Source organism: Stenotrophomonas sp. ZAC14D2_NAIMI4_6, assembly GCF_003086875.1.
In the GTDB taxonomy this organism is placed as follows: domain Bacteria; phylum Pseudomonadota; class Gammaproteobacteria; order Xanthomonadales; family Xanthomonadaceae; genus Stenotrophomonas.
In genome coordinates, this window is sequence record NZ_CP025996.1 from 1,128,018 (window position 1) to 1,153,526 (window position 25,509).

The 25,509-nt window shown below is 68.1% G+C and carries 24 protein-coding genes and 1 pseudogene; 7 read left to right on the forward strand and 18 right to left on the reverse strand.

The window, feature by feature from the left end; genetic code table 11:
• Positions 1-97 precede the first annotated feature (97 nt).
• The 7 genes from C1933_RS05150 to C1933_RS05180 form a co-directional block, all read right to left on the reverse strand.
• A complete protein-coding gene (locus C1933_RS05150) occupies positions 98-2,524 on the reverse strand; it encodes a TonB-dependent receptor (RefSeq protein WP_108752397.1) in 2,427 nt (808 codons plus the stop codon).
• 144 nt (positions 2,525-2,668) lie between these two features.
• Positions 2,669-3,061, reverse strand: a complete 393-nt coding sequence (locus C1933_RS05155; RefSeq protein ID WP_108752398.1) for a hypothetical protein — start codon at positions 3,059-3,061, stop codon at positions 2,669-2,671.
• 175 nt (positions 3,062-3,236) lie between these two features.
• Positions 3,237-3,914 carry a Fe2+-dependent dioxygenase gene (locus C1933_RS05160; RefSeq protein WP_108752399.1) on the reverse strand — a complete coding sequence of 226 codons (678 nt, stop codon included), beginning with the start codon at positions 3,912-3,914 and terminating at the stop codon, positions 3,237-3,239.
• A gap of 49 nt (positions 3,915-3,963) precedes the next feature.
• A complete protein-coding gene (locus C1933_RS05165) occupies positions 3,964-6,282 on the reverse strand; it encodes a catecholate siderophore receptor Fiu (protein WP_108752400.1) in 2,319 nt (772 codons plus the stop codon).
• A 140-nt stretch (positions 6,283-6,422) separates the two neighbouring features.
• Positions 6,423-6,824: a hypothetical protein gene (locus C1933_RS05170; protein WP_108752401.1), complete on the reverse strand. Its 402-nt coding sequence runs from the start codon at positions 6,822-6,824 to the stop codon at positions 6,423-6,425.
• Positions 6,825-7,019: 195 nt separating this feature from the next.
• Positions 7,020-7,352 (reverse strand): non-heme iron oxygenase ferredoxin subunit, encoded by a 333-nt coding sequence (locus C1933_RS05175; RefSeq protein WP_108752402.1) that lies wholly within the window; start codon positions 7,350-7,352, stop codon positions 7,020-7,022.
• Positions 7,349-7,888 carry a GNAT family N-acetyltransferase gene (locus C1933_RS05180; RefSeq protein WP_108752403.1) on the reverse strand — a complete coding sequence of 180 codons (540 nt, stop codon included), beginning with the start codon at positions 7,886-7,888 and terminating at the stop codon, positions 7,349-7,351. The genes C1933_RS05175 and C1933_RS05180 overlap by 4 nt, the downstream gene beginning before the upstream one ends.
• Before the next feature lie 217 nt (positions 7,889-8,105).
• On the opposite strand from C1933_RS05180, the pseudogene C1933_RS20315 reads away from it, so the two are divergent.
• A pseudogene (locus tag C1933_RS20315) lies at positions 8,106-8,360 on the forward strand (transposase); the annotation flags it as partial.
• Positions 8,361-8,427: 67 nt separating this feature from the next.
• Entirely contained in the window at positions 8,428-8,757 is a 330-nt protein-coding gene (locus tag C1933_RS20320; protein WP_234414658.1) for a hypothetical protein, read from the forward strand.
• Positions 8,758-8,783: 26 nt separating this feature from the next.
• Here the strand turns inward: C1933_RS20320 and C1933_RS05190 are convergent, their stop codons facing one another.
• The 5 genes from C1933_RS05190 to C1933_RS05210 form a co-directional block, all read right to left on the reverse strand.
• Entirely contained in the window at positions 8,784-10,040 is a 1,257-nt protein-coding gene (locus C1933_RS05190) for a cysteine desulfurase (RefSeq protein ID WP_108752404.1), read from the reverse strand.
• Positions 10,037-11,299 (reverse strand): Fe-S cluster assembly protein SufD, encoded by a 1,263-nt coding sequence (sufD, locus tag C1933_RS05195; protein WP_108752405.1) that lies wholly within the window; start codon positions 11,297-11,299, stop codon positions 10,037-10,039. Before sufD ends, C1933_RS05190 begins: the two co-directional genes overlap by 4 nt.
• Positions 11,299-12,063, reverse strand: coding sequence for a Fe-S cluster assembly ATPase SufC (gene sufC, locus C1933_RS05200; RefSeq protein ID WP_108748841.1), 765 nt, complete (start codon positions 12,061-12,063; stop codon positions 11,299-11,301). The genes sufD and sufC overlap by 1 nt, the downstream gene beginning before the upstream one ends.
• Before the next feature lie 64 nt (positions 12,064-12,127).
• Positions 12,128-13,603 carry a Fe-S cluster assembly protein SufB gene (sufB, locus tag C1933_RS05205; RefSeq protein WP_108748842.1) on the reverse strand — a complete coding sequence of 492 codons (1,476 nt, stop codon included), beginning with the start codon at positions 13,601-13,603 and terminating at the stop codon, positions 12,128-12,130.
• An 18-nt stretch (positions 13,604-13,621) separates the two neighbouring features.
• Positions 13,622-14,077, reverse strand: coding sequence for an SUF system Fe-S cluster assembly regulator (locus C1933_RS05210; RefSeq protein WP_108748843.1), 456 nt, complete (start codon positions 14,075-14,077; stop codon positions 13,622-13,624).
• A 204-nt stretch (positions 14,078-14,281) separates the two neighbouring features.
• Here C1933_RS05210 and C1933_RS05215 point away from each other — a divergent pair, with 204 nt between their 5' ends.
• Positions 14,282-14,749: an SET domain-containing protein-lysine N-methyltransferase gene (locus C1933_RS05215; protein WP_108752406.1), complete on the forward strand. Its 468-nt coding sequence runs from the start codon at positions 14,282-14,284 to the stop codon at positions 14,747-14,749.
• Positions 14,750-14,898: 149 nt separating this feature from the next.
• On the opposite strand, the gene C1933_RS05220 is transcribed toward C1933_RS05215, so the two are convergent.
• The 4 genes from C1933_RS05220 to C1933_RS05235 all read right to left on the reverse strand — a co-directional run bounded on the left by C1933_RS05220 (position 14,899) and on the right by C1933_RS05235 (position 17,200).
• Positions 14,899-15,495 (reverse strand): DUF1439 domain-containing protein, encoded by a 597-nt coding sequence (locus tag C1933_RS05220; protein ID WP_108754744.1) that lies wholly within the window; start codon positions 15,493-15,495, stop codon positions 14,899-14,901.
• Positions 15,496-15,575: 80 nt separating this feature from the next.
• Entirely contained in the window at positions 15,576-16,118 is a 543-nt protein-coding gene (locus tag C1933_RS05225) for a hypothetical protein (protein ID WP_108752407.1), read from the reverse strand.
• A gap of 55 nt (positions 16,119-16,173) precedes the next feature.
• Complete coding sequence (locus C1933_RS05230; protein WP_108752408.1) at positions 16,174-16,482, reverse strand: DUF3861 family protein; 309 nt, start codon at positions 16,480-16,482, stop codon at positions 16,174-16,176.
• A 319-nt stretch (positions 16,483-16,801) separates the two neighbouring features.
• Positions 16,802-17,200: an HU family DNA-binding protein gene (locus tag C1933_RS05235; RefSeq protein ID WP_108748848.1), complete on the reverse strand. Its 399-nt coding sequence runs from the start codon at positions 17,198-17,200 to the stop codon at positions 16,802-16,804.
• Between the two features lie 359 nt (positions 17,201-17,559).
• Between C1933_RS05235 and C1933_RS05240 the strand changes: the two genes are divergently transcribed.
• The gene (locus C1933_RS05240) at positions 17,560-17,991 is read left to right on the forward strand and encodes an OsmC family protein (protein ID WP_108748849.1); all 432 of its coding nucleotides are present in this window, start codon (positions 17,560-17,562) and stop codon (positions 17,989-17,991) included.
• Positions 17,992-18,031: 40 nt separating this feature from the next.
• Here the strand turns inward: C1933_RS05240 and C1933_RS05245 are convergent, their stop codons facing one another.
• Both C1933_RS05245 and C1933_RS05250 read right to left on the reverse strand, forming a co-directional pair.
• A complete protein-coding gene (locus tag C1933_RS05245; protein ID WP_108752409.1) occupies positions 18,032-18,910 on the reverse strand; it encodes a PhzF family phenazine biosynthesis protein in 879 nt (292 codons plus the stop codon).
• Between the two features lie 97 nt (positions 18,911-19,007).
• Positions 19,008-19,880: a PhzF family phenazine biosynthesis protein gene (locus tag C1933_RS05250; RefSeq protein ID WP_108752410.1), complete on the reverse strand. Its 873-nt coding sequence runs from the start codon at positions 19,878-19,880 to the stop codon at positions 19,008-19,010.
• Positions 19,881-19,955: 75 nt separating this feature from the next.
• Here C1933_RS05250 and C1933_RS05255 point away from each other — a divergent pair, with 75 nt between their 5' ends.
• From C1933_RS05255 to murD, 3 genes are all read left to right on the forward strand, one after another.
• Positions 19,956-22,550 (forward strand): bifunctional aspartate kinase/diaminopimelate decarboxylase, encoded by a 2,595-nt coding sequence (locus C1933_RS05255; RefSeq protein ID WP_108752411.1) that lies wholly within the window; start codon positions 19,956-19,958, stop codon positions 22,548-22,550.
• A 90-nt stretch (positions 22,551-22,640) separates the two neighbouring features.
• Positions 22,641-23,993, forward strand: a complete 1,353-nt coding sequence (murL, locus tag C1933_RS05260) for a UDP-N-acetyl-alpha-D-muramoyl-L-alanyl-L-glutamate epimerase (protein ID WP_108752412.1) — start codon at positions 22,641-22,643, stop codon at positions 23,991-23,993.
• Entirely contained in the window at positions 23,974-25,383 is a 1,410-nt protein-coding gene (gene murD, locus C1933_RS05265; protein ID WP_108752413.1) for a UDP-N-acetylmuramoyl-L-alanine--D-glutamate ligase, read from the forward strand. The genes murL and murD overlap by 20 nt, the downstream gene beginning before the upstream one ends.
• Positions 25,384-25,509: the final 126 nt, after the last annotated feature.

Consider the following 25,509-nt stretch of genomic DNA (forward strand, 5'->3'; position numbering starts at 1 on the left):
AAGGTTGGCACCCACCAGAGCAGGGCGGTGCCGACCAAGGTTGGCACCCACCAGAGCAGGGCGGTGGGCACCCACCACATCAGGCCGGTGCCGCCACTCAGAAGCGGAAGTTCAGGCTGACCCAGACGCTGCGGGCCTTGTCCTTGTTGTTGTAGTCGTCCTCGAACAGCACTTCGTTGGTGTCATCGGTGTAGATGCCATCGCCGTCCAGATCGGTGAAGAAGGTCTGGTAGGTGGTGAAGTCGCGGTCCAGCAGGTTGTTGATGCGTGCGTTCACCGTCAGCCACTCGGTGGCCTCGAACGAGGCGCCCAGGTGCAGCACGGTGTAATCCTTGTAGTAGCGTTCCTGGCCGGTCACCGTGCTGATGCCGCCATAGCGCTTGGAGCGTGCTTCGGCAGTCAGGAACACGTTGAAGCGGTCGCTGGCGCGCCAGTCGAAGGTGGCGTTGGCCATGTGCCGCGCGCTGTTGCCCAGCGGCCGCCCCTTTTCGGCGCCGCTCTTCTGCTCGCTGTCGGTGAAGGTGTAGTTGGCGCGCAGGCTGAACTGATCGCTGATGTTCCAGCGTCCGGCCACTTCGGCACCCTGGATCACCACCTCGTCGATGTTCACCGTGCGGGTGCTGCTGGCATAGCCCAGATCGGCATATTCACCGGTGGAACTGCACGACAGGGTCAGCGCGGCGCCGCAGGGCTGCGAGGCGATCTTGTCGTCGAAGCGGTTGTGGAAGGCGGTGGCGTTGAAGCTGTGCCCGGCCGGGTGCTGCCAGTAGACGGCCAGTTCGGTGCTGGTGCTGGTTTCCGGCTTCAGGTCGGGGTTGCCGAACATGGGCGAGGTGCCCTGGCCACCGAAACCGATCACGCCGTCGTACAGCTGGGTGGTCTTGGGCGTCTTGAAGCCGGTGCTGATGCCACCCTTCACCGTCCAGGCTTCGTTGACGGTGTACACGCCGTACAGGCGCGGGCTGAGCTGGTCGCCGAACACTTCATGGTCGTCGTAGCGCAGGCCGTAGGTGATCGCCAACGGTGCCAGCACGGTCCAGGTGTCCTCGGCGAACAGCGAGTACATGTTGTGGTCCTGGCTCAGGCCCGGCGTACCGCGTTCGGTACCGAACACGCCGTCGGTCAGTTCACCGCGGATCACCTGCGCGCCGACCACGGCCACGTGCTGGCCGGCGGCCTGGAACGGAATGTCCAGCTTCGCATCCAGGGTGTACTGCTCGCTTTCCAGGGTGCGCGCCGGGCGCGGCAGGAAGGTCGATTCGGCCAGCGCGCGGCGCTCGGCCAGCGGCAGCCCGGCATACGGGCCGGTGGCATCGATCATCTGCAGCAGCTGCACGCGCTCGGCCACGGTGAAGGGCATGGTGCGCCCGTCGTTGTTGGTGGCCACGTGCGAAAGCAAAACCAGGCTGTTGCCAAAGCCCCAGCGGCCTTCATGGGTGATCGCCCAGGCATCGCGGGTGAATTCCTGGCTGGGGCTGTAGCCCACGCGCGGATCGGCGCGGCGCGACCAGGTGCCGCCGTTGTTGCGGCAGGCGTTGGCGTTGGCGCCGCTGGCACCGCGGCAGAAGTTGCTGCTGCGCCAGATGCTGCTGATGCTGTCCACGGTGCCGACCGGATATTCCTCTTCGCCGGCATCGTTGATCTTGATCGCGTTGTCGTACTCCTGGCGCGAGGTGTCGTAGTCCAGGGTCAGGCGCTGGGCATCGCTGATGTTCCAGTCCAGGCTGATGCCGCCGGCCTTGTTGGTGTTGTCCACGGTCTTGCCACCGCCACCGAAGCCCAGCGAGCGGTCATGGGCCACGCCGCTGGGGTCGAGCACCGGGCTGTACACCGGGTTGGAGGCATCGCGGTCGTACCAGCTGGCACGCGCCGACAGGTTCAGCACGTTGGGCACCAGCGGGCCGGTCACGTAGACATCGGCGGTGCGGTCGTCGCCGAACTGGTCGTCGGTTTCGAACGTGCCGCCCAGCGTGGCCGAACCGCTCCAGCGGTCCAGCGAACGCTTGGTGATGATGTTGATGACGCCGCCCATGGCATCGGCGCCGTACAGGGTGGAGGCCGGGCCGCGGATCACTTCGATGCGCTCGATCGCATCCAGCGGCGGGATGTGGTTGAACTGGTTGCCGCCGAAGTTGTTCGGATAGATGTCGCCATGGTTGTTCTGGCGGCGGCCGTTGACCAGGATCAGCGTGTAATCTGAGCCCATGCCACGCATGGAAATGGTGCCCTGGCCGGTCTTGTCACGGGTTTCGCCCACGTCCACGCCTTCGAGGTCGCGCACCGCGTCCAGCAGGGTCATGTAGGGGCGGGTGGTCAGCTCTTCCTGGGTGATGACGGAAATGCTGGCCGGGGCGTCGGTGATCTTCTGTTCGAAGCCCGAGGCGGTGACCACCACGGTATCCAGGGTCTGCGGTGCGCCGGCGGCGGCACCGTTGGCGTAGGCAGGGGCGGCGAAGGCCGCCAGCACGGCGCTGGTCAGCAGGTGGCGGGACAGGGACGAACGAACACGATGGCGCTGGGCCATGGCAGGAACCTCGAAGGATGCGAGCGCGCGCGGAACCGCGCGGCAGGCGCGGTGGCGGCAGGAATGCCCGGTCAGGGGCGGCAGGGAACGAACACGCAGCGGCGCGCTGGCTGTACCGCCGATGCGGTCAGCCAGGGCCGGGGATCAGGCCAGCGGCGGCGCCTGGCCGCGTTGCTGGCGACGCCCGGGCGCGTCGGCCCAGGGCGTGTCCGGAGCGGCCAGCGGCCAGTCCGGCTGCGCGACGGCATGCGCCGGCGCGGTGGGGATCAACTGCAGTTCGCTGTGCAGCCACTGGCGCGCCAGCAGCAGGGGCGGCGACGTGTCGGTTTTCTTCTGCGGGGTTGCAGCGCAACGGCGCAGCTTGGCCGGTGCCTCTTCGTGCGCGCCGCGCTCACCGCCACGCTCTTCCAGCGGCTGCTGCTGCGCCTGGGCCAGGCCCGCGTGGGCAACCGGCAACAGCGGCAGGGTGCCCAGCAGCAACGCCAGCATCGCGATCCACGCCAACAGACTGGCCAGTGCAGGCCGGCGGCCGCGCATGGCGGTACCAAGCTGCACGTGGCGAAGCGGGCGGGGGCGAAGCGGGCCAAGCAAGATCGGCAACCCTGGGAGCGGCCGGAACCGCCGGCGTCAACGGGGCGTGATTGTAATGAGAGCGGTTAGCAGTTGCAAATGAGAACGATTGTCAGGTTGCGTCGCGTGCCGGGTAGATCGCTCAGACCTCGCTCCAGCGCCGCAGCAGGTTGTGGTACACGCCGGTCAACTGCAGTACGGCACCGGGGTCGGCGCTGGTCTGCCGCAGGCGCTCGATGGAGGTGTCCATTTCCCACAGCAGGCGGCGCTGGGCATCGTCGCGGATCATGCTCTGCACCCAGAAGAACGAGGCCACGCGCGCGCCGCGGGTGACCGGAGTGACCTGGTGCAGGCTGCTGGACGGGTAGACGATCAGGTCACCGGCGGGCAGTTTCACTTCGTGTTCGCCGTAGGTATCGCTGATCACCAGCTCGCCGCCGTCGTATTCCTCCGGCGCGGACAGGAACAGGGTGCAGGAAATGTCCGAGCGCAGCTGTTCGCCCTGCGCCAGGTTCATCACTGCGCCGTCCACATGGAAACCGTAGGTGCCGCCGCCGGTGTAGCGGTTGAAACGTGGCGGCAGGATCTTCAGCGGCAGGGCCGCGGCGAAGAACAGCGGGTGGCGCTGCAGCGCGGCCAGCACGATGCTGCCCAGTTCGGCTTTCAACGGCGATGCATCGGGCAACTGCTGGTTGTGCTTCACCCGGGCACCCTGCACGCCCACCGTTTCGCGGCCATCGGCCCAGTCGGCCGCATCCAGGCGCTGCCGCAGCTGGGCGACATCGTCGGAAGACAGGACCTGCGGAATGTGCAGCAGCATGGCGGTTCCTTGAAAGGCGCGGGGGAGACGGGCTCCCCCGCGCGCTGCATCAGAAGCGGATGTCCGCGCTGAGCAGGAAGGTGCGCGGTGCACCCGGGGTGTAACGGTAGCCGCTCTTGTTGATGCTGGCCACGTACTGTTTGTCGAACAGGTTGTAGCCATTCAAGCGCAGCGACACGTGCTCGTTCACGTCCCACGAGACCATGGCGTCGTACACCGCATAGGACTTGGTGAACGACGGGGTGCCCACCGCGCCGTCGGTGCCGCGGTGCATGCCGGCGGCGTAGCGCACGCCACCGCCCACGGTGATGCCGTACGGCAGCACGTAGCTGGTCCAGCCGGTGAACGTATCGTCCGGGGTGTAGGTCAGGTTGGTGGTGCCGTCGGCGGCCACCTTCGCGCCTTCCTTCACTTCGGTATCCAGATGGCTGAAGCCGGCGCTGACCGACCAGTTCTCGGTCACCCGGCCGACCGCCGACAGTTCCACGCCCTTCACCCGCTTGCTGCCGGTCTGGGTGGGGTTGCCGGCATCGTCCAGCACGGTGGTGTTGATCTCGTTGTCCACGTCGGTCTGGAACAGCGCCAGGTTCACCGCCAGTGCGTCATCCATGAAGCCCCACTTGCTGCCCACTTCGAAGGTCTTGGCCTTCTGCGGGTCCAGCTTGGGGTTGTCGGCGCTGCTGGCCGAGCTGCTCAGCTGGAAGTTCGCGCCGCCCGGCGGCTGCTGGGAAATGGCGTAGTTGGCGTACAGGCTGACCGTGTCGCCCACCTTGTACAGCGCGCCCAGCTTCCAGTTCAGCAGGGTGTCGCTGGCTTCCAGGGTGGGGTTGCGCAGCACGGTGCCGGTGGGGTTGCTGCCGCACACCGGGCCGCCACGACCGCCACACACCGACGCGCTGGCGTACTCGGTCCTGTAGTGGTCGGCGCGCACGCCGGCGGTCAGCAGGAAGCTTTCACCGAAGGACAGGGTGTCGAACAGGTAGACCGAGGACGTGGTGGTCTTGCCGTGCGCGTCGGCACCGTTGTGCGCCCAGTTCAGACCGCTGACGTTCCAGTCCGGGTCGTACAGGTTGGCGGCCGGCCAGCTGGTGCCGGCAGCGGCGGCCTGGCCGTAGCTGTCCAGTTCTTCGCGGGTGAATTCCAGGCCGGCGCTGAGTGCGTGGCCGACCGCGCCGGTGGCGAAGTCCGCGCGCAGGTTCAGCTGATCGGTGAGGATCGTATTGCGCTGGTCCTTGAAGGTCGGCAGGCTGCGCGCGATGGCGTAGCTGGAGAGGTCGGCCGGGTTGGTGTAGGTGATGTTACCGGTCGGGCGGCCGCCCGCGCCGCGCACGCCGGTGCCCATGAAGGCGGTGAGCAGGTAGTCCTGTTCGGTGCGGCCCCAGCGCGCGGTGTTGGTCAGGCGCACGCTGTCGTTGAAGTCATGCTCGAAGCGGAACGTGGCCATCTTCGCGGTCACGTCGTCGTGGTCGGCACGGGTGCCGTAGAAGTTTTCCGGATCCACCGGATGCCCGGCCAGCGCTTCCAGCGTCGGCTGCGGCGTCCAGCCCGGCAGGCCGAGGGTCGGCACGCCGCCATCGGGCACGTTGTCCTGCTTCACATAGAGCAGGTTGAGGTAATAGCGGGTCTCGGTGCCCAGGCCGAAGGCCAGCGACGGCGCGATGCCCCAGCGCTTGTTCTGCACGTGGTCGCGGCCGGGCTGGTCGCTGTCCTGCCACATGCCGTTGATACGCAGTGCGCTGGTGGCGCCCAGCGACTGGTTCCAGTCGGCGGTGGTGCGGCGCTGCTGGTCGCTGCCCAGCGAAATGCTGGCCGAGGTGGCGTCCTGCAGGTTGGCCTGCTTGCTGACCAGGTTGATCGCACCGGTCGGTGCCGAACGGCCGTTGTCGGTGCCGGCCGGGCCCTTGGTCACTTCCACCTGTTCGATGTTGAAGACATCGCGCGAGATCGAGCCCAGGTCGCGCACACCGTCCACGTACAGGCTGTTGGAGGTGTCGAAGCCGCGCATGAACAGCGCATCGCCAGTGGTGGTGTTGCCGTTCTCGCCGGCATAGAAGGTGCCCACGCCGGGGCTGTTGCGCAGCGCCTCGGTCAGCGTGGTGGCGCCCTGCTGGTTGAACAGGTCGCTGGTGATGACCTGGATGGTCTGCGGGGTGTCCTGCAGGCGCTGGGTGAACTTCGGCGAGGCCACCTTGTCGGCCTTGTAGCCGCGCGTGGCGTGCACGTCGATCTTGTCCAAGGTGCGTGCGTTGTCGGCCGCTTCGGCGTGGGCCAGGGCGGGCAGGGTGGCCAGGCCGAGGCCGGCGGCCAGGGTGGCCAGCGGCAGGGAACGAAGCGGGGTGGCGTGCTTGCGGCTCTTGATGGGGCTCATGGGCATGGGAATGAAAGACAGGAATGGGCCGTCGGCGCGTGCGCGACAGGGGCGGGAACGAGGGCGGGAACAGGAACGCGCGCACCGCGGAGGCGGGCGGGAAACGAGGATGCGGCGAAGCGCGCGCAGGCGCGCCGCGATCAGGCCAGGGTGGCCGGAGGCGCGTGCGAGGGCGGCTGGCGCCGGTTGCCGGTGGCGACCGCCGTGGTGACTGCCGGGGCGACCGTGGTGTGCGGCGGCGCGACCGGCGGCGTGCTCTGGCAGAGCTGCGCAGGCGGCAGGGGTTCGTCTTCGGGCCCACCTTCGGCCGGCGCTTCGCTGCGCGGCAGGGGCTCGTCAGGGGGCAGGCCGCCGTCGGGCGCGTGCGGCGCGCTGTCCAGCACAGTGGCTGGGGAGGCCGCCATCATCGACGGTGCTGCCGCGCCCCGGCCCTCATGCAGGGCCGACCAGCCCAGCAACAGGGTCAGCAGCGCTGCGGCAAGCAGCGGCCACCCCTGACGGGCAAGCTGGCACAGCGTGGCGGTGGCCGCAGGCAAAGCCATGGCGCGGGAGCGTTACAAACCGTTACGAATGAGGCGCGCAGGATAACACCAACGATAATGATTCGCATCTGCGCAGTCGGCGGGCGTTCGTGAACGGGCCTGGGGCGGCCTAGCGGGCCGGTGGCGGCCAGTGCGGGTTCAATCCGCCCCTGGGGTGGACGGGCGCGCGCCGGGGCGCGCAACGCCCTTGCTGGGTCAATCGCGGTCGTCGCGGGTCCAGATTGCGTCGTGCTCGCGCTTCACCGGAAACTTCGGCACGGCGGTGTAGGCCGGGGCACAGAGGACGCGACCATCGCGCACGTCGAACCGCGCGCCATGCAGCACGCATTCGATGCTGCCTTCGCTGGTGTTGAACTCACCCGAGGACAGTTCGAATTCCTCGTGGGTGCACTGGTCTTCCAGCGCATACAGCTCGCCGTCCAGGTTGAACACGACGATGGGCGTGCCGGTCACCTCGTCGAACACGCTTTTCATTTCACCCGGCAGCAGTTCCGCGCCGGCGCAGACGAAGGTCCAGGCCTCGCTCATGCCGATGCCCCGGCCAGCGGCTTTTCCAGGATTTCAAAGCGCAGGTCGTCGCGCTTGGGAATGCCGAAGCGTTCGTCGCCATAGGGGAAGGGCTTCTTGATGCCGGTGCGCTGGTAGCCGCGGCGCTCGTAGAAGGCGATCAGTTCGTCGCGCACGTCGATCACCGTCATCTGCATGACCGGCAGCTGCCACTCGCGCGCGGCATGGGCTTCGGCCGCTTCCATCAGCTGCTTGCCGACGCCACCGCCCTGCTGGGCCGGGTCGACCGAGAACATGCCGAAGTAGCCCTTGCCGTCGACATCGGCGACGTGGGCGCAGGCCACCAGGTGGCCCTCGCGTTCGGCCAGCAGGATGGTCGAGCGCGGGCGGTCCAGGTCGGCCTGGATGCCTTCGGCGTCGATGCGGGCACCGTCCAGCAGGTCGGCTTCGGTGGTCCAGCCCACGCGGCTGGCATCGCCACGGTAGGCGGAGGTGACCAGGGTGATCAGGGCGGGGATGTCGGCCGGCGTGGCGGCGCGGAAAGTCAGGGTGCTCATGCCGCCATTCTAGGTGGGGTGGGCGCGCCCGCAAATGGTCCGGGGCAATGGGATGGGGTCAGATCCCTTTCGCAGCGCGAAAGGGCTCTGACCCCAATCGGACGACGCCATGGCGGGTAGTCGACCGACTGCCTTCGGAGCGGCAGCAGCAGATGCTGGGGGTCAGATCCCTTTGCCCGGCAAAGGGCTCTGACCCCCTTGGCAATCGGAGACGCCCATGCCCCGCCCGCGCCGCATTGATGCACCAGGTTTCCCGCAGCACATCGTCCAGCGCGGCAACAACCGGCAGACGGTGTTCTTCAGCGATGGCGACCGCGTTGCCTACCTGCGTCTGCTGTGCAGCCAGGCGGATCAGCAGGCATGCCGGGTCCACGCCTACGTCCTGATGCACAACCATGTCCATCTGCTGGTGACACCTGATTCGCCCGGTGGGCTCTCGAGGATGATGCAGGCGGTGAGCCGTGCCTATGTGCGCCGGGTGAACGAGCGGCAGGGCCGAAGCGGCACCCACTGGGAAGGGCGCTTTCACTCCACGCTGGGTGGATTCGGATCGGTACCTGCTCGCCTGCCAGCGCTACATCGAGCTCAATCCGGTGCGGGCGGAGATGGTGGCGCATCCCGGGGACTACCGCTGGTCGAGCTACGGGGCCAATGCATCGGGCAGGGTGAACGCGCTGTTGGTGCCGCATTCTGCGTTCGAGCTGATGGCTGCGGATGTGGAGGAGCGCCGCAGGCGCTACGCCGCGTTCATCGAACAGGGCATTCCTGCGGGGGATCTGGCTTCGATACGGAAGGCATTGCAGTCGCAGCGGCGGTTGGCTGGTGCATTGACGGGGTCAGAGCCCTTTCGCGCTGCGAAAGGGCTCTGACCCCTTGCTGGCCCCGCTCTGCGGGCTCAGCCCAGCAGTTTGCGCACCTTGTTCAGCGCCACGATGAAGCGCTCGATCTCGGCGTGGGTGTTGTAGAACGCCAGCGAGGCACGGCAGGTGGCGGCGACGCCGTAGTACTGCAGCAGCGGGTGCGCGCAGTGCTGGCCCGAGCGCACGGCCACGCCTTCCAGGTCGAGCAGGGTGGCCAGATCGTGGGAGTGCGCGCCGTCGATCAGGAACGAGACGACGGCTGCCTTGTCCGGCGTGGTGCCGAAGATGCGCAGACCATCGATCTTCTGCAGTTCCTCGGTGAAGTGCGCCAGCAGTTCCGCCTCCCGTGCTTCCACGTGCTCCAGCCCAAGGCCGTCCAGGTAATCGGCGGCCACGCCCAGGCCGATGAAGCCGGCGATGTTCGGGGTGCCGGCTTCAAACTTGTGCGGGGCGTCGTTGAACACGGTGCCGTCGAAGCTGACTTCCTTGATCATCTCGCCACCGCCGAGGAACGGCGGCATGGCGTCGAGATGTTCGCGGCGTGCCCACAGCGCGCCGGTGCCGGTCGGGCCGCACATCTTGTGCCCGGTGATGGCATAGAAGTCGCAGCCGATCGCGGCCACGTCCACCTTGCGATGCGGCACGGCCTGCGAACCATCGACCACGGTGACGATGCCGCGCTTGCGCGCTTCACGGCAGATCTCGCGCACCGGGTTGACCGTGCCCAGCACGTTGGAGACGTGGGCCACGGCCAGCAGCTTGACTTCGGGGGTCATGGCCTGGCGCAGTGCATCCAGGTCCAGCGCGCCCTCGGGGGTGATCTCGGCCACGCGGATGGTCGCGCCGGTGCGCTGGGCGACCAGCTGCCACGGCACGATGTTGGCATGGTGCTCCATGCGCGAGACCAGGATGACATCACCGGCCTTCAGCCGCGGCAGCGCCCACGAATACGCCACCAGGTTCAGTGCGAAGGTGGTGCCGCTGCACAGCACCAGCTCGCTGGCGCGGACGTTCAGGAAGCGCGCCAGCTTGTTGCGCGCACCTTCGTAGGCGTCGGTGGCTTCGGTGCCCAGCGCGTGCACCGCACGGCTGACATTGGCGTTGTAGCGGCGGTAGAACTCGTCCACCGCGCCGATCACCTGCACCGGCTTCTGGCCGGTGTTGGCGTTGTCGAAATAGACCAGCGGCTTGCCGTGCACTTCGCGCATCAGCAGCGGGAAGTCCAGGCGCACGCGGTCCCAGTCGGGGGCAGCGGCGCGTTCTTCGATCGGGCGCGGGGTGGACAGGTTCATGCCACGCCTGCCTCGGCCAGGGCCTTGTCCAGGCGCCGTGCCAGCTGCTCGCGCAGCGCGTCGGGCAGCACCTTCAGCGGTTCGTGGCAGAACGCGGCGCTCAGCAGCGCCTGCGCCTCGGCCTGCGGCAGGCCGCGCGAGCGCAGGTAGAACAGCGCGTTGGCATCGAGCTGGCCGACGGTGGCACCGTGTGCGGCCTTCACTTCGTCGGCGTCGATCACCAGCACCGGCTGGGTGTCGATCTCGGCATCGGCCGACAGCAGCAGGTTCTTGTTGGACAGGTTCGCGTCGGTGCCATCGGCGCCTTCGCGGATCTGGATGCCGCCATGGAACACCACGCGGCTGCGGTTGGCGGCCACGCCGCGCCACAGCAGCTCGCTGCGGGTATCGCGGGCAATGTGGTCGATGCCCAGGCGGGTGTCGACGTGGCGGCGGCCATTGCCCAGCAGCACGCCGTTGGCGGTCAGCTGTGCGTTGTCGCCTTCCAGGCGCACGTTCAGCTCGTGGCGGCTGAGTGCGGCGCCCAGTTCCAGATCCACGCGGTGGTACTGCGCATCGCGCGCCAGCACCGCATCGGTACGCAGGAAGCTGGTCTGGCGCGCGCTGCCGGCCTGCACGCGGGCGTGCGTGAGCACGGCATCGCGGGCGACGTGGGCGTGCAGCACGGTGTTGTCCAGGTGGGCCGAATCGCCCACGCTGAAGCGGTGCTCGACCACGCCCAGGCTGGCGCCGGCACGCAGTTCGATCAGGTGGCGGTGGTGCCAGGCCAGGTCGGTATCGCCGACCACGCTGGCGAACACCAGCTGCAGCGGCACTTCAACCTGCACGCCTTCATCCACGCGCAGCACCACGCCTTCATCGGCCAGGGCGGCGTTGAGGCGGGCAAACACTTCGTCGCTGCGCTCGTAGCGGCGGCCAAGGAAGCGCGCGGCATCCTCGCCGGCGGCCAGTGCGCTGGACAGCGCTTCCAGCTGCACGCCGGCCGGCAGGCCGTGGGTGTCGCTCAGGCCATCGTGCAGACGGCCGTTGACGAACACCAGGCGCGGTGCGGGAATGTCCGCCAGTGCCTCGGCATCCAGCGCGGCCGGGGCCTGCGGTGCGGGGGCGAAGGCGCGGCGCTCCAGCTGGCGCAGCGAGGTGTACTTCCAGGCTTCGCTGCGTGCAGCCGGCAGGCCGTCGCGCAGGGCGGCATCGAGCACGTCGCGGCGCGCATCGCTGCCGCAGAAGGCCTGGGCCATCGAGTCGAGCAGGGCGCTCATCAGACGGCCGCCTCGCGCACCACGCGATCCTTCAGGAAGTCGTAGCCGTGGGCTTCCAGTTCCAGCGCCAGTTCCGGGCCACCGGTCTTGACGATGCGGCCGTCGGCCAGCACGTGCACCACGTCCGGCTTGATGTAGTCCAGCAGGCGCTGGTAGTGGGTGATGACCAGGAACGAACGGTCGGCCGCGCGCAGCGCGTTCACGCCGTCGGCCACGCTCTTCAGCGCGTCGATGTCCAGGCCCGAATCGGTTTCGTCCAGGATCGCCAGCTTCGGCTCCAGCACGGCCAGCTGGAAGATCTCGTTGCGCTTCTTCTCACCACCGGAGAAGCCTTCGTTCACGCCACGGTGCAGCAGCTCGTCCTTCAGGTGAAGCACGGCCAGCTTCTGCCGCACCAGCTTGAGGAACTGCATGGAATCCAGCTCGTCCTGGCCGCGCGCCTTGCGCTGTGCATTCAGTGCGGCGCGCAGGAAGTAGGTGTTGTTCACGCCGGGGATTTCCACCGGGTACTGGAACGCCAGGAACAGGCCAGCGGCGGCGCGCGCTTCCGGGTCCTGGTCGAGCAGGTCCACACCGTCGAACTGCACGCTGCCTTCGGTGACTTCGTAGCCGTCGCGGCCGGCCAGGACATTGCCCAGGGTGGACTTGCCGGCGCCGTTGGGGCCCATGATGGCGTGCACCTGGCCGGGCTTCACGTCCAGCGACAGGCCCTTGAGGATTTCCTTGTCGCCGATGCGGGCGTGGAGGTTGTCGATCTTCAGCATGATACGAATCCAGTAGCGCCACGCCGTGCGTGGCTGAATAATCAGAACGAAGGCAGCAGGCGGGTCAACCCACCGACCCTTCCAGCGAGACTTCCAGCAGCTTCTTGGCTTCCACTGCGAATTCCATCGGCAGTTCGCGGAACACCTGCTTGCAGAAGCCGTCGACGATCATCGACACCGCGTCTTCCTGGCTGATGCCACGGGCGCGGCAGTAGAACAGCTGGTCGTCGGAAATCTTCGAGGTGGTGGCCTCGTGCTCGACGGTGGCGCCCGGGTTCTTCACCTCGATGTAGGGGAAGGTGTGGGCGCCGCACTGCTTGCCGATCAGCAGCGAATCGCACTGGGTGTAGTTGCGCGCGCCATCGGCGTTGCGGTCGACCTTGACCAGGCCGCGGTAGGTGTTCTGGCCGCGGCCGGCGCTGATGCCCTTGCTGACGATCTTGCTCTTGGTGCGCTTGCCGACGTGGATCATCTTGGTGCCGGTGTCGGCCTGCTGGCGGTGGTGGGTGAGCGCCACCGAATGGAACTCGCCCACCGAATCGTCGCCAAGCAGCACGCAGGAGGGGTACTTCCAGGTAATGGCCGAACCGGTCTCGACCTGGGTCCAGGTGACCTTGCTGCGCGCGCCACGGCATTCGGCACGCTTGGTGACGAAGTTGTAGATGCCGCCCACGCCGTTCTCGTCGCCCGGGTACCAGTTCTGCACCGTGGAATACTTGATCTCCGCGTCTTCCAGCGCCACCAGTTCCACCACCGCGGCGTGCAGCTGGTTCTCATCGCGCATCGGCGCGGTGCAGCCTTCCAGGTAGGACACGTAGGCCTTGTCCTCGCACACGATCAGGGTGCGCTCGAACTGGCCGGTGTGGCCGGCGTTGATGCGGAAGTAGGTGCTCAGTTCCATCGGGCAGCGCACGCCCTTGGGAATGAACACGAAGCTGCCATCGGAGAACACGGCCGAGTTCAGCGCGGCGAAGTAATTGTCGCCCACCGGCACCACGGTGCCCAGGTATTGGCGCACCAGCTCCGGGTGTTCCTTGATGGCCTCGGACATGGAACAGAAGATGATGCCCTTCTCGGCCAGTTCCTTGCGGAAGGTGGTACCGACGGACACCGAGTCGAACACGGCGTCCACCGCCACGCCGGCCAGCTTGGCGCGCTCGTGCAGCGGCACGCCCAGCTTGTCGTAGGTATCGAGCAGTTCCTTGGGCACGTCATCCAGCGAGGCGTACTTCGGGCCCTTCGGCGCGGAGTAGTAGCTGAGCGCCTGCAGGTCGATCGGGGCGATCTGCAGCTTGGCCCAGTTCGGCATCGGCATGGTCAGGAAGTGACGGTAGGCGTCCAGGCGCCACTGCGTCATCCATTCCGGCTCTTCCTTCTTGGCCGACAGGGCACGGATGGTGTCCTCGTCCAGGCCGGCAGGAAGCGAGTCCGATTCGATCTCGGTGATGAAGCCGGCCGAGTACTTGCGGCCGAGCTGCTCGTGGATCTCGCGGTTGGGGGTGTCGTCGTGGGCGACGGTTTCGATGGTTTCGGTGGCCATGGGGGGGCTGCCTACGGATCAGGAGACGACGTCGACAGCGATGGTGCGGCGCTGTTCGTCATCGACAAGGGGAAGAGGGGGCAGGATCTGGGCCAGGCTGACAGCGCGCAGGGCCTCGGACACCACATCGTTGATCAGCCGCCAGCTGCTGCGCGCGCCGCACTTGGGCGCCATGCCGCACTGGTGGTGGTCGTGGCTGCATTCGGTCAGGGCCAGCGGCCCTTCCATCGCTTCGACCACCTCGAACAGGGTGATCTGCCCGGGCGCGCGGGTCAGCCGGTAGCCGCCGCGCACGCCGCGCAGGCCTTCGACCAGACCGGCCTGGGCCAGCGGCTTGAGCACCTTGCTGACGGTGGGCGGTTCCAGACCAGTGAATTCAGCCAGTTCGGTGGCACTGAGCACCTCGCCCGGGCGGGCGGCGAGCACGGTCAGCACGACGGTGGCGTAATCGGTGAGCTTGGTGACGCGCAACATGGGGATGCGAGTGGTTCTTAAAGCGGACTGAAATTGTACGCTTTTCTTCGCCGGCATCCAACCCGGCCATTCAGCCGGCGCTGGGCCGGCGGCGGGGCACCCCGGCAGCGGGGTGGGGCGACATGCTGCGGCATGGGGGTGATTTTCGCAATCACTGTGAATGGGTGAGAATCGGGGTTCCTATTGCTGCCAACCCCCTTGCCGATGCCCAAGAAGATCCAAGCCCGCAAGTCCGCCATCCATGGCAACGGCGTGTTCGCCGTGGCCCCGATCAAGCAGGGCGAGCGCGTGATCCAGTACAAGGGCCTGCTGCGCAGCCATGGCGATGTCGATGCCGATGACAGCGGCGATGTGGAAAGCGGCCACACCTTCCTGTTCACCCTGAACGATGACTGGGTGATCGATGCCAACTACAAGGGTAACGACGCGCGCTGGATCAACCACAGCTGCGACCCGAACTGCGAAGCGGTGATCGAGGAAGACGAAGACGGTGACAGCCGCGGCGACAAGGTGTTCATCGAGGCGGTGCGCGATATCAAGGACGGCGAAGAGCTGACCTACAACTACGGCATCGTGCTGGCCGAGCGCCACACCGCCAAGCTGAAGAAGATCTGGGAGTGCCGCTGCGGTTCGCCCAAGTGCACCGGCACGATGCTGCAGCCCAAGCGCTGAGCGGTATCTGTAGCGTCGGGCCATGCTCGACTGCTTTGCTAAGGGCAGTCGAGCAAGCTCGACTCTACAAGGGCCGCCTGCACCTGGCGTGCCCGACGATATCCCGTTGGCGGCGTGAGCGGTAGCGCCGGGCCATGCCCGGCGCTACCTTATTTGCCCAGCAGGCCGGCGGGCACCAGGCTGCCCAGGTTCTGGTTGAAGGTGACCACCAGCTTGCCGTTCTTCACCTGCGCTGACTGCACCTGCAGGGCGCCCAGCACGCCGGCCACGGCCGGGTCCAGCTTGTAGATGGGTTCGCGGCGCGCGTAGTCGCTCAGGGCGGCGTTGAGCAGGGCGCGGGTGCGCGAATCCAGGCGCCCGCCCTGGCTGGCCGGGGTGAAATCGTCCACGGTCGGCTCCTGCAGGTGGAAGCCCTGGGTCTGTGCGTCGTAGCGCAGGCCGCTGCTCAGCTTCACCTTGCCCAGGTTGGTGGGGTTGCCGCCCGCGGTGGCCAAGGCCAGGTCCATGCCCAGGTTCAAGCGTTCGCCAGCCGGCAGGCTCAGCTGCGGGTGGCTCATGGTCAGGGCGATCAGTCCGCCCAGCGCGTCCTGGGTACGCGGGAAGCTGCCATCCAGGTACTGCTGGACGTCGCTGGCACCGACCGACAGTTCGCGGCCGGAAATCGAGGGGGCTGCCTGTGCGCCGATCGCCGCGGCGATCAGGACAGTGGATGCAGCAACACGGGTCAGCAGGGAACGCAGGCGCATGGCGGTGACCGGGCAGGTGGTGGGGTGGCTCACAGAGTAGCGGTGGCCGCTGAATCGCGGGTGCACGCTGCGAAAGGGATTCAGTCCAGCGTGGGTTCCAGCTTCGCCGACTGGATCTGCCAGCCCTGGCCGTCCGCGCGTGGCTGCACGCGGTACCAGCCGTGGAAGCGGAAGCTGCCCTGGCCGGTCGTGGCACGCACCCGTACCGGCACTTCCAGCAGTCGGCTGGGGCGTTCGTGGTCGCGGGGAACGGGCGGTTCGCTGTCCAGCCGCAGGCTGCGCAGGTCCGGCAGCTGCCGCAGCAGCGCGTCGTCGGCATGCCGCGGGTCGGCCGGGGCGAAGGTCCAGGCCGCATCACTGCTGCTGCGGTTGCCGTTGAGCAGGTCCAGCATGTAGCGGTTGAGCATATGGGCGGGTGCTTCGCTGCCGGCTGCGACTGCGCCGAACAGCGGGTCAACCGTCTGCGTTGCGAGGGCGCCTGGCGGGGCGTCGGCAGCAGGGGCCGTCGCGACAGCTGCGTCGGCCGCCGCGGCGGTGGTGGCGGCCGACGCGGGTGCGTCCACCGGGGCGCGCGAACACCCGATCAGGGCAAGGGCAAGGCACCCGCCCAACATACTGCGCATGTCTGCCTCCTCCCCGAGGCCAATGGGAGGCGGCAGTGTATCGGCTGGGCGGGAATCAGCGCGATGCGATGCGCTGGTCCAACGCCTGCAGCGCGGCCAGCAGGTCGGGCGCCACCGTCGCCAGGGCGTGGCCTTCGCTGTCGGCATGGCGCTGGACGATATCGCGCAGCAACTGCGCGGCGACCACCAGGGTGGCGCGCTCGTCACCGCTCAGGCCGGGCGTGCGCGGGGCGGCTTCCAGCAGGCGCATCAGGTCGCGGCTGGCGCGGTGTTCCAGTTCGATGGTGCAGCGCCCGGTGCACTGGTGCCCGTCCTTTTCGATGGGGGTCACCGAGATCCGGTAGCGGGTGGAGGGGCTGGCCATGAGAGGTGTGCTCGCCTGTAGGTGGGGGATGTGCCCACCATAGGCAAGGCGGTGACCGGCGGCGACGGCCCGCGCTGCACGCAGTGTTCCACCCGGTTCGTTCCCGAAGCGGAAAATGCCGGCTGCGGCCAATGCTGGCGCGGCTGTGGGCGGGCAGGGCACGCGCAGGGAAACGCTGTGTTGCGGACTGTCCTGGGGTGGCGCGCATCCACGCATGGCGTGGATCTACTGGCGGGTTGTCTGGGCGTGGGTACATTGCGCGCAAAAAAAACGGGACGGCCTGGGCCGTCCCGTCAGAAGATCGCCGTGGGGCGCGCGCTTACAGCGCAGCGTCCTTGAGCTTCTTCAGCGGGCGAACCTTGAGCTTGGTGGTGGCCGGCTTGGCGGCGAACCACTGTTCTTCCTTGGTGAACGGGTTGATGCCCTTGCGCTTCGGCTTGGCCGGCACATTGACGGTGGAGATCTTCAGCAGGCCCGGCAGGGTGAAGGAGCCAGCGCCCTTCTTGTGCACCGAGGAAGCGACAGCGCTTTCCAGCGAGGCCAGCACAGCGCGCACGTCCTTGGCGACAACGCCGGACGCTTCAGCGATGTGTGCAACCAGGCCCGACTTGGTCAGCACTTCCTTGATCGGCTTCGGAGCGGCCGGCTTGGCGGCTGCCTTCGTCGCGACTTTCTTCACTGCCTTTTTCGGGGCAGCCTTCTTAGCGGTCTTTGCCATGGTTTCCTGTTCCGTGAACGGTTGGTTGTTTGGTCGGCGCCGAACCCCGTCGGCAAGCGCAATGTAGGGCAACTCGTGGGCGCCGCCAATAGCCCGGAGTGCTGAAAGTGCAGGTTTTTTCATATCCAGACCGATTCAGTACATGGCGCGCGGCAGGGGATTGCGCGGCTCTGGTGCGCTGCGGGATGCGGGCGATCTGCGCGAAAGTACTGAAAACAAGGGAAAAATGCGCCATCGCCTGGCGAAGAAGTGTCCACGGCGCTGGCCCGGGACAGCGTTTGCCACTGCGGCGGAGCGACGCAGGGCTAACGCCGGCCGTGGCAGGGTAAGCGTTCACCAACGCCACGCAGGAGCAGCACATGGGAATCTCGCGACACGCCACCGCGCACTGGGAAGGGGATCTGAAGTCGGGCAAGGGCCAGTTGAGCACCCCGCAGAGTGGGCTGCTGGACAAGACCCGCTACGGTTTCAACAGCCGCTTCGGCGAGGAAAAGGGCACCAATCCGGAAGAGCTGATCGCCGCCGCGCACGCGGGCTGCTTCACCATGGCGCTGTCGGCCAAACTGGGCGAAGCAGGGTTTACACCGACCTCGCTGGACACCGAAGCCAAGGTGGATCTGTCGATGGAAGGCGGCCCGCAGCTTTCGCAGATCCGCCTGAAGGTGAAGGCCGTGGTGCCGGGCATCGATGCGACCCAGTTCCGCGCCATTGCCGATGACGCCAAGCAGAACTGCCCGGTGTCCAAGGCGTTGAGTGCGGTGCCGATCAGCCTGGATGCCGAACTGGGCTGAGGCCGGGTAGCGCCGGGCCATGCCCGGCGCCCCACAGCGATCACCAATCGAGGGTGCCGGCGATCACCGTCTGCACCTGGCCGCCGGACCACACTTCGCCGTCCGCATCGACCCGCAGGGTCAGGCGCGCATCGTGGCCGACCTCGCGGCCCTGGCTGACTTCATACGGTTCGCGGCCGCGCGGCAGCACCCCGCGCAGGTCCAGCCAGGCCGCCAGCACCGCATTCGCCGCGCCCGAAGCGGCATCTTCGAAGCGCCGCCCGTTGCCCACGAAGGCGCGCACGGCCAGATCGTAGCCCTCGTCGCCATCGCTGAAGGCGTAGGCGAACACGCCCATGCTGTCGGTGGATTCGGCCAGGGTGGCGATCGCGTCCCAGTCCGGCTGCAGTGCGCGCAGCTGTGCTTCATCGGCCACTTGGACCACCCACCAGCTGCGGCCGCCCTGCATGCGTGCCGGGGGCAGGGTGCCCAGCGGCCAGCCCTGCAGCGCAGCGGCCAGGCGCGGGTCATCGGCCGTCGCAGTCTCGGCCAGCTGCGCGCGCGGGGTGCGGATGGCGATGCGCTGCTGCGCGCCTTCGCCCATCACCTGCAGCGGCAGCGCGCCGGCAATGCCGTCCTGCACCAGCACGCCGTCCACCGGCGTGGCCAACCCGGCCAGCAGCACCGCATGGGCAGTGCCGACGCTGGGGTGGCCGGCGAACGGGACTTCCTTCTGCGGGCTGAACATGCGCAGGCGGTAGCTGCTGCCGGCCGTTTCGGGCGGGAACACGAAGGTGGTTTCCGGCAGGCGGGTCCAGCGCGCGATGGCCTGCATGGTGGTGTCGTCCAGGCCTTCGGCATCGAGCACCACGGCCAATGGATTGCCGGCACCGGCGCGCGGGGAAAACACATCCAACTGCAGGAAACGGCGTGCGGACATCAGGGGCAACTCCAACGAAATGGGGGATGGTAGCGCGGGGGCCATGCCCCGCGAGCGCGCAGCGCGGTGCGGTGATGCCGCCGGGCATGGCCCGGCGCTACCAGCTGATGTGGCCGTCGATCACGCACTGCACATGGCCGCCGATCCACACCGTGCCCTGGGCATCCACCCGCACATGGACGCGGCCATCGCGGCCGACCTCGCGGCCCTGGCTGGCCACGTAGCTGCCGCTGCCGCCGGGCAGCACGCCGCGCTCGCCCAGCCAGGCGCCGATCAGCGCGTTGGCGCTGCCGGTCACCGGGTCTTCGGGCACGTTCACCGCATCACCGGGGCAGAACGCGCGCACCACCCACTGGTGCTGCGCGGCGTCTTCGGCGGCAAACACCGCCACGCCCGTGGCGTCGGTGGCATTGCTCCAGTCGCGCAGGGCGGCCATGTCCGGCGCCAGCGTGCGTACTGCGGCGGCATCGCGCAGCGGCAGCAGCCACCAGCGCGGGCCGTTGTCCCACAGCTCGGGCGCCTGACCGTCGGCGGCCCGTGCCTGCAGCGCGTCCGGCACCGCGCCGGGGGCGGTCTGCAGGCGGCGGGCCGGCGGGCTGGCCAGTTCGATGTGCGGGGCATCGGCCGCGCCGCTCACCCGCACTGGCAGCAGCCCGGCCGCGCACTGCTGGACCAGCGCGCCGTCGCGCGGGTGCGCCAGGCACCGGGTGACCGCCGCCCAGGCCGCGCCCACGCTGGGATGGCCGGCAAACGGCAGTTCGCTGGCCGGGGTGAAAATGCGGATGTGGTAGTCGGCGCCGGGCGCGCTGGGGGGCAGGAAGAACACCGTCTCCGACAGGTTCAGCCAGGCGGCCAGGGCCTGCATGCGGGCCCCGGACAGGCCCTCGGCGCCCAGCACCACCCCCAGCGGGTTGCCGCGGCCGGGCTGGGCGGCGAAGACATCGAGCTGCAGGTAGCGGAAGGCGGGCATCGGCGGGTCCATTGGGCTTAGAATCGAAGGTTCCGCCCCCGTGGGCGGCTTCCCCACATTACACATAGCCTATCCATGTCAGCTTCCCCCCTTGTCGATCGTTGGATCGTACTGAAGTTCGGCGGCACCTCGGTGTCGCGTCGCCACCGTTGGGACACGATCGGGAAGCTGGCGAAAAAACGCGCGGAAGAAACCGGCTCGCGCGTGCTGGTGGTGGTTTCGGCGCTGTCCGGGGTGACCAATGAACTGACCGCCATTGCCGATGGCGCGGCCGACAGCCGTGACCGCGTGGCAGCGCTGGTCGAACGCCACCTGGGCTTCCTGGATGAACTGGGCCTGGGCCACGACGTGCTGGCCGAGCGCCTGGCCGTGCTGCAGGGTCTGCTGGACGATGCCCGCGCCGCCACCCGTACGCTGGACTGGCAGGCCGAAGTGCTGGGCCAGGGCGAGCTGCTGTCTTCCACCCTGGGCGCGGCCTACCTGCACGCCTCGGGCCTGGACATGGGCTGGATGGATGCCCGCCAGTGGCTGGACGCGATGCCGCCGCAGCCGAACCAGAGCGACTGGTCGCAGCGCCTGTCGGTGAACTGCCAGTGGCGTGCCGACGGCGAATGGGCGCAGCGCTTCCGTGCGCAGCCGACCCGCCTGCTGATCACCCAGGGCTTCATTTCCCGCCATGCCGACGGCGGTACCGCCATCCTCGGCCGCGGTGGTTCGGATACCTCGGCGGCGTACTTCGGTGCGCTGCTGGGCGCCAGCCGCGTGGAAATCTGGACCGACGTGCCGGGCATGTTCAGCGCCAATCCCAAGGACGTGCCCGACGCGCGCCTGCTGACCCGCCTGGACTATTACGAGGCGCAGGAAATCGCCACCACCGGCGCCAAGGTGCTGCACCCGCGCTCGATCAAGCCCTGCCGCGACGCCGGCGTGCCGATGGCCATCCTCGATACCGAGCGCCCGGAACTGCCGGGCACCAGCATCGACGGCAATGCCGCGCCGGTGCCGGGGGTGAAGGCGATCAGCCGCCGCAACGGCATCGTGCTGGTGTCGATGGAAGGCATCGGGATGTGGCAGCAGGTCGGCTTCCTGGCCGATGTGTTCGGCCTGTTCAAGAAGCACGGGCTGTCGGTGGACCTGATCGGTTCGGCCGAAACCAACGTCACCGTGTCGCTGGACCCGTCCGAGAACCTGGTCAACACCGATGTGCTGGCCGCGCTGTCGGCGGACCTGTCGCAGATCTGCAAGGTGAAGGTGATCGTGCCGTGCGCGGCCATCACCCTGGTCGGCCGTGGCATGCGTTCGCTGCTGCACAAGCTGTCGGACGTGTGGGCCACGTTCGGCCGCGAGCGCGTGCACATGATCTCGCAGTCGTCCAACGACCTGAACCTGACCTTCGTGATCGACGAGGCCGATGCCGATGGCCTGCTGCCGATCCTGCATGCCGAGCTGATCGACAGCGGCGCCATGCCGGTGGAAGAAACCGAAGTGTTCGGCCCGCGCTGGCGCGAGATTGCCGGCACCGTGCGCCCGCGCGGCACGCCGTGGTGGCGTGGCCAGCGTGCGCACCTGCTGCAGCTGGCCGACGCCGGCACGCCGCGCTACGTCTACCACCTGCCCACCGTGCGCGCCCGCGCCCGCGCGCTGGCCGCTATCAAGCCGATCGACCAGCGCTACTACGCGATCAAGGCCAACAGCCACCCGGCCATCCTGCAGCTGCTGGAAGCCGAAGGCTTCGGCCTGGAATGCGTATCGCACGGTGAACTGAAGCACGTGTTCCAGCACCTGCCGGAACTGTCGCCCAAGCGCGTGCTGTTCACCCCCAGCTTCTGCCCGCGCAGCGAATACGAAGCCGCGTTCGCCCTGGGCGTGACCGTGACCGTGGACAACGTGGAGGCGCTGCAGCGCTGGCCGGACCTGTTCCGCAACCGCGAACTGTGGCTGCGCGTGGACCTGGGCCGTGGCGAAGGCCACCACGCCAAGGTGCGCACCGGCGGCAAGGAGTCGAAGTTCGGCCTGCCGATTGCCCGCGTGGACGAATTCGTGCGCGCGGCCACCGAGCTGGGCACCCGCGTGGTCGGCCTGCACGCGCACCTGGGCAGCGGCGTGGAAACGGCGCAGCACTGGCGCCTGATGTGCGATGAACTGGCCGGTTTCGCCCGCCGGATCGGCAGCGTGCAGACCATCGATATCGGTGGCGGCCTGCCGATTCCGTACAGCGAAGAAGACGAGCCGTTCGACCTGGACGCCTGGGCCGAAGGCCTGGCCGAAGTGAAGGCGCTGCACCCGGCGTTCCGCCTGGCGATCGAGCCGGGCCGCTACCTGGTGGCCGAATCGGGCGTGCTGCTGACCCACGCCACCCAGGTGGTGGAAAAGGACGGCGTGCGCCGCGTCGGCCTGGATGCCGGCATGAACACGCTGATGCGCCCGGCCCTGTACGACGCCTGGCATGACATCGAGAACCTGAGCCGCCAGGGCGGCTATGCCGAGGCGGCATTCGATGTGGTCGGCCCGATCTGCGAATCCAGCGATGTGTTCGGCAAGCGCCGCAAGCTGCCGGTGTCCACCGCGCCGGACGATGTGATGCTGATCGCCGATGCCGGTGCCTACGGCTATGTGATGTCCAACACCTACAACCAGCGGGCGATGCCGCGCGAAGACGTGATCGAGTGATCGCCAGCCTTCGCACCCTGCACCCGCCCACCGACACGACCCGCGCACGCGCGCGGGCCCGTGCCTGACCGCGCTTGAACTGGATCCACCATGACTGCTTTCGATAAACACCAGGTTTCCCGCTTCCGCTTCGTCCGCTGCGAATTCGCCGCGGACACCGGCGTGGCCAAGCTGGTCTACGCTTTCGATGACGGCCCTGAGATGGTGGAAACCATCAGCGTGCCCGGTGCGCCGTTCGTACTGGACGACGCGCGCACCGCCGCCGTGCAGCGCGCACTGCAGCTGCTGCACCTGATCGCCGGCGTCAGTTACTACAAGGCGGGCGTGCCGGAGACGGTCAGCATCGACAGCTATGCGATCGATGCCGATACCGCTGCGCTGGTGGAAACGATCTACCTGAATGGTCTGGGCGAGTTCGCCTACCGCAACGGCCTGAACCTGCGCGGGCGCTTCCGCCTGCCGGTGCAGGGCGAGGCGGTGCAGGCGCCGGCACTGGGCCTGCAGCCGCACGCGCTGGTGGCCATCGGCGGCGGCAAGGATTCGCTGGTCAGCATTGAAGCGCTGCGCCGTGCCGGCGTGGACGAGACGGTGACCTGGATCGGCGGTTCGCAGCTGATCCGCGCCTGTGCCGAACGCACCGGCCTGCCGACCCTGAACCTGGGCCGCGCGCTGGCCCCGGAACTGTTCGAGCTGAACCGCCAGGGCGCGTGGAACGGGCACATTCCGGTCACCGCGGTGAACTCGGCGATCATGGTGCTGGCCGCGCTGCTGCAGGGCGTGGACCAGGTGGTGTTCTCCAACGAACGTTCGGCCAGCTACGGCAGCCAGATTCCCGGCACCGGTGAAGTGAACCACCAGTGGTCCAAGGGCTGGGCCTTCGAGCAGGCCTTCGGCAACCACGTGCAGCAGCAGGTGGCCGCCGATCTGCACTATTACTCGCTGCTGCGGCCGATGTCCGAGCTGGCAGTGGCCCGCCAGTTCGCCAAGACCGATTTCTACGACGCGCATTTCTCCAGCTGCAACCGCAATTTCCACATCCTGGGCGAGCGCCCGGTGAACCGCTGGTGCGGCGTCTGCCCGAAGTGCCATTTCGTGTTCCTGGCGCTGGCCCCGTTCATGCCCAAGACGCGCCTGGTGCGCATCTTCGGCCGCAACCTGCTGGACGATGCCGAGCAGGCCGCTGGCTTCGATGCGCTGCTGGAATTCCAGGACCACAAGCCGTTCGAATGCGTGGGCGAAGGCCGCGAATCGCGTGCGGCGATGGCGACCCTGGCGCAGCGCCCGGAATGGAAGGAAGACGTGCTGGTGAAGCGCTTCTGCAACGAGATCCAGCCGCAGCTGGACGCCGCCGAACTGGAACTGGCGCCGCTGCTGCTGTTGCAGGGCGAGCACCGCATTCCGGCCGCGTTGTGGGAACAGGTGCGTGAAGATTTCGCAGCTTGAAGGAAGGCGCGTCGCGCTGTGGGGCTGGGGACGTGAGGGCCGTGCGGCATTCGCGGTGCTGCGTGCGCGCCTGCCCGCGCTGGCCCTGAGCCTGTTCTGCCCTGCCGCCGAGGCCGAGGCGGCGCGTGCGGAAACGCAGGGGCGGCTGGACGTGCGCGGTGAACCCACCGCCGAGGCGCTGGCCGCGTTCGATGTGGTGATCAAGTCGCCCGGCATCAGCCCGTACCAGCCGATCGCGCTGGCGGCGGCCGCGCAGGGCACGGTCTTCATCGGCGGCACCGCGCTGTGGTTCGCCGAACATGCCGGTGCCGATGGCATCGTGCACGACACCGTGTGCGTGACCGGCACCAAGGGCAAGAGCACCACCACCGCGCTGGTTGCGCACCTGCTGCGTGCCGCCGGCCATCGCACCGGCCTGGTCGGCAACATCGGCCTGCCGCTGCTGGAGGTGCTGGACCCGCAGCCCGCGCCGGACTATTGGGCGGTGGAACTGTCCAGCTACCAGACCGGCGAAGTGGCGCGCAGTGGCGCACGGCCGCAGGTGGCGGTGGTGCTGAACCTGTTCCCCGAACACCTGGACTGGCACGGCAGCGAGCAGCGCTACATTGAAGACAAGCTGCGTCTGGTGACCGAAGCGGCGCCGCGCATCGCCGTGCTCAATGCCGCCGATCCGCATCTGGCCGCGCTGGTGCTGCCTGACAGCGAGGTGGTCTGGTTCAACCAGCCGCAGGGCTGGCACATGCGCGGCGACATCGTGCACCGTGGCGAGCAGGCGGTGTTCGATACCCGCAACACGCCGCTGCCCGGCCGCCACAACCGCGGCAACCTGTGCGCGGTGCTGGCCGCGCTGGAAGCGCTGGGGCTGGATGCGGTGGCGCTGGCACCGGCGGTGCAGGATTTCCGTCCGTTGCCGAACCGCCTGCAGCGCATTGGCGTGGCCGATGGCCTGACCTACATCAACGATTCGATCAGCACCACGCCGCACGCCAGCCTGGCGGCGCTGGAGTGCTTCGCCGGCCAGCGCATCGCGCTGCTGGTGGGCGGGCACGACCGTGGCCTGGACTGGACCGATTTCATGCAACACATGGCGCACGACGTGCCGCCCGTGGAGATCGTGACCATGGGCAGCAACGGCCCGCGCATCCACGCCATGCTGCAGCCGCTGGCCGATGCCGGCCGCTTCGGCCTGCATGCGGCCGGCGACCTGCCCGAGGCCATGGCGCTGGCACGTGCGGCGCTGGGCGCGCAGGGCGGGGTGGTGCTGCTGTCGCCGGGCGCGCCGAGTTTTGGCGCCTATCGGGATTACGTGGCGCGCGGTCGGCACTTCGCCGAACTGGCCGGGTTCAACCCGGACAGCATCAGCGCGATTCCGGGGCTGGGCATCGGATAGGGCAGGCCCAGGGGTCAGATCCCTTTCCGCAGGAAAGGGCTCTGACCCCATCCACGCATCCCATCCACGCATGGCGTGGATCTACTCCAGGGGCGCGTTACCATCGGCGCATTCCCGGACGGACCC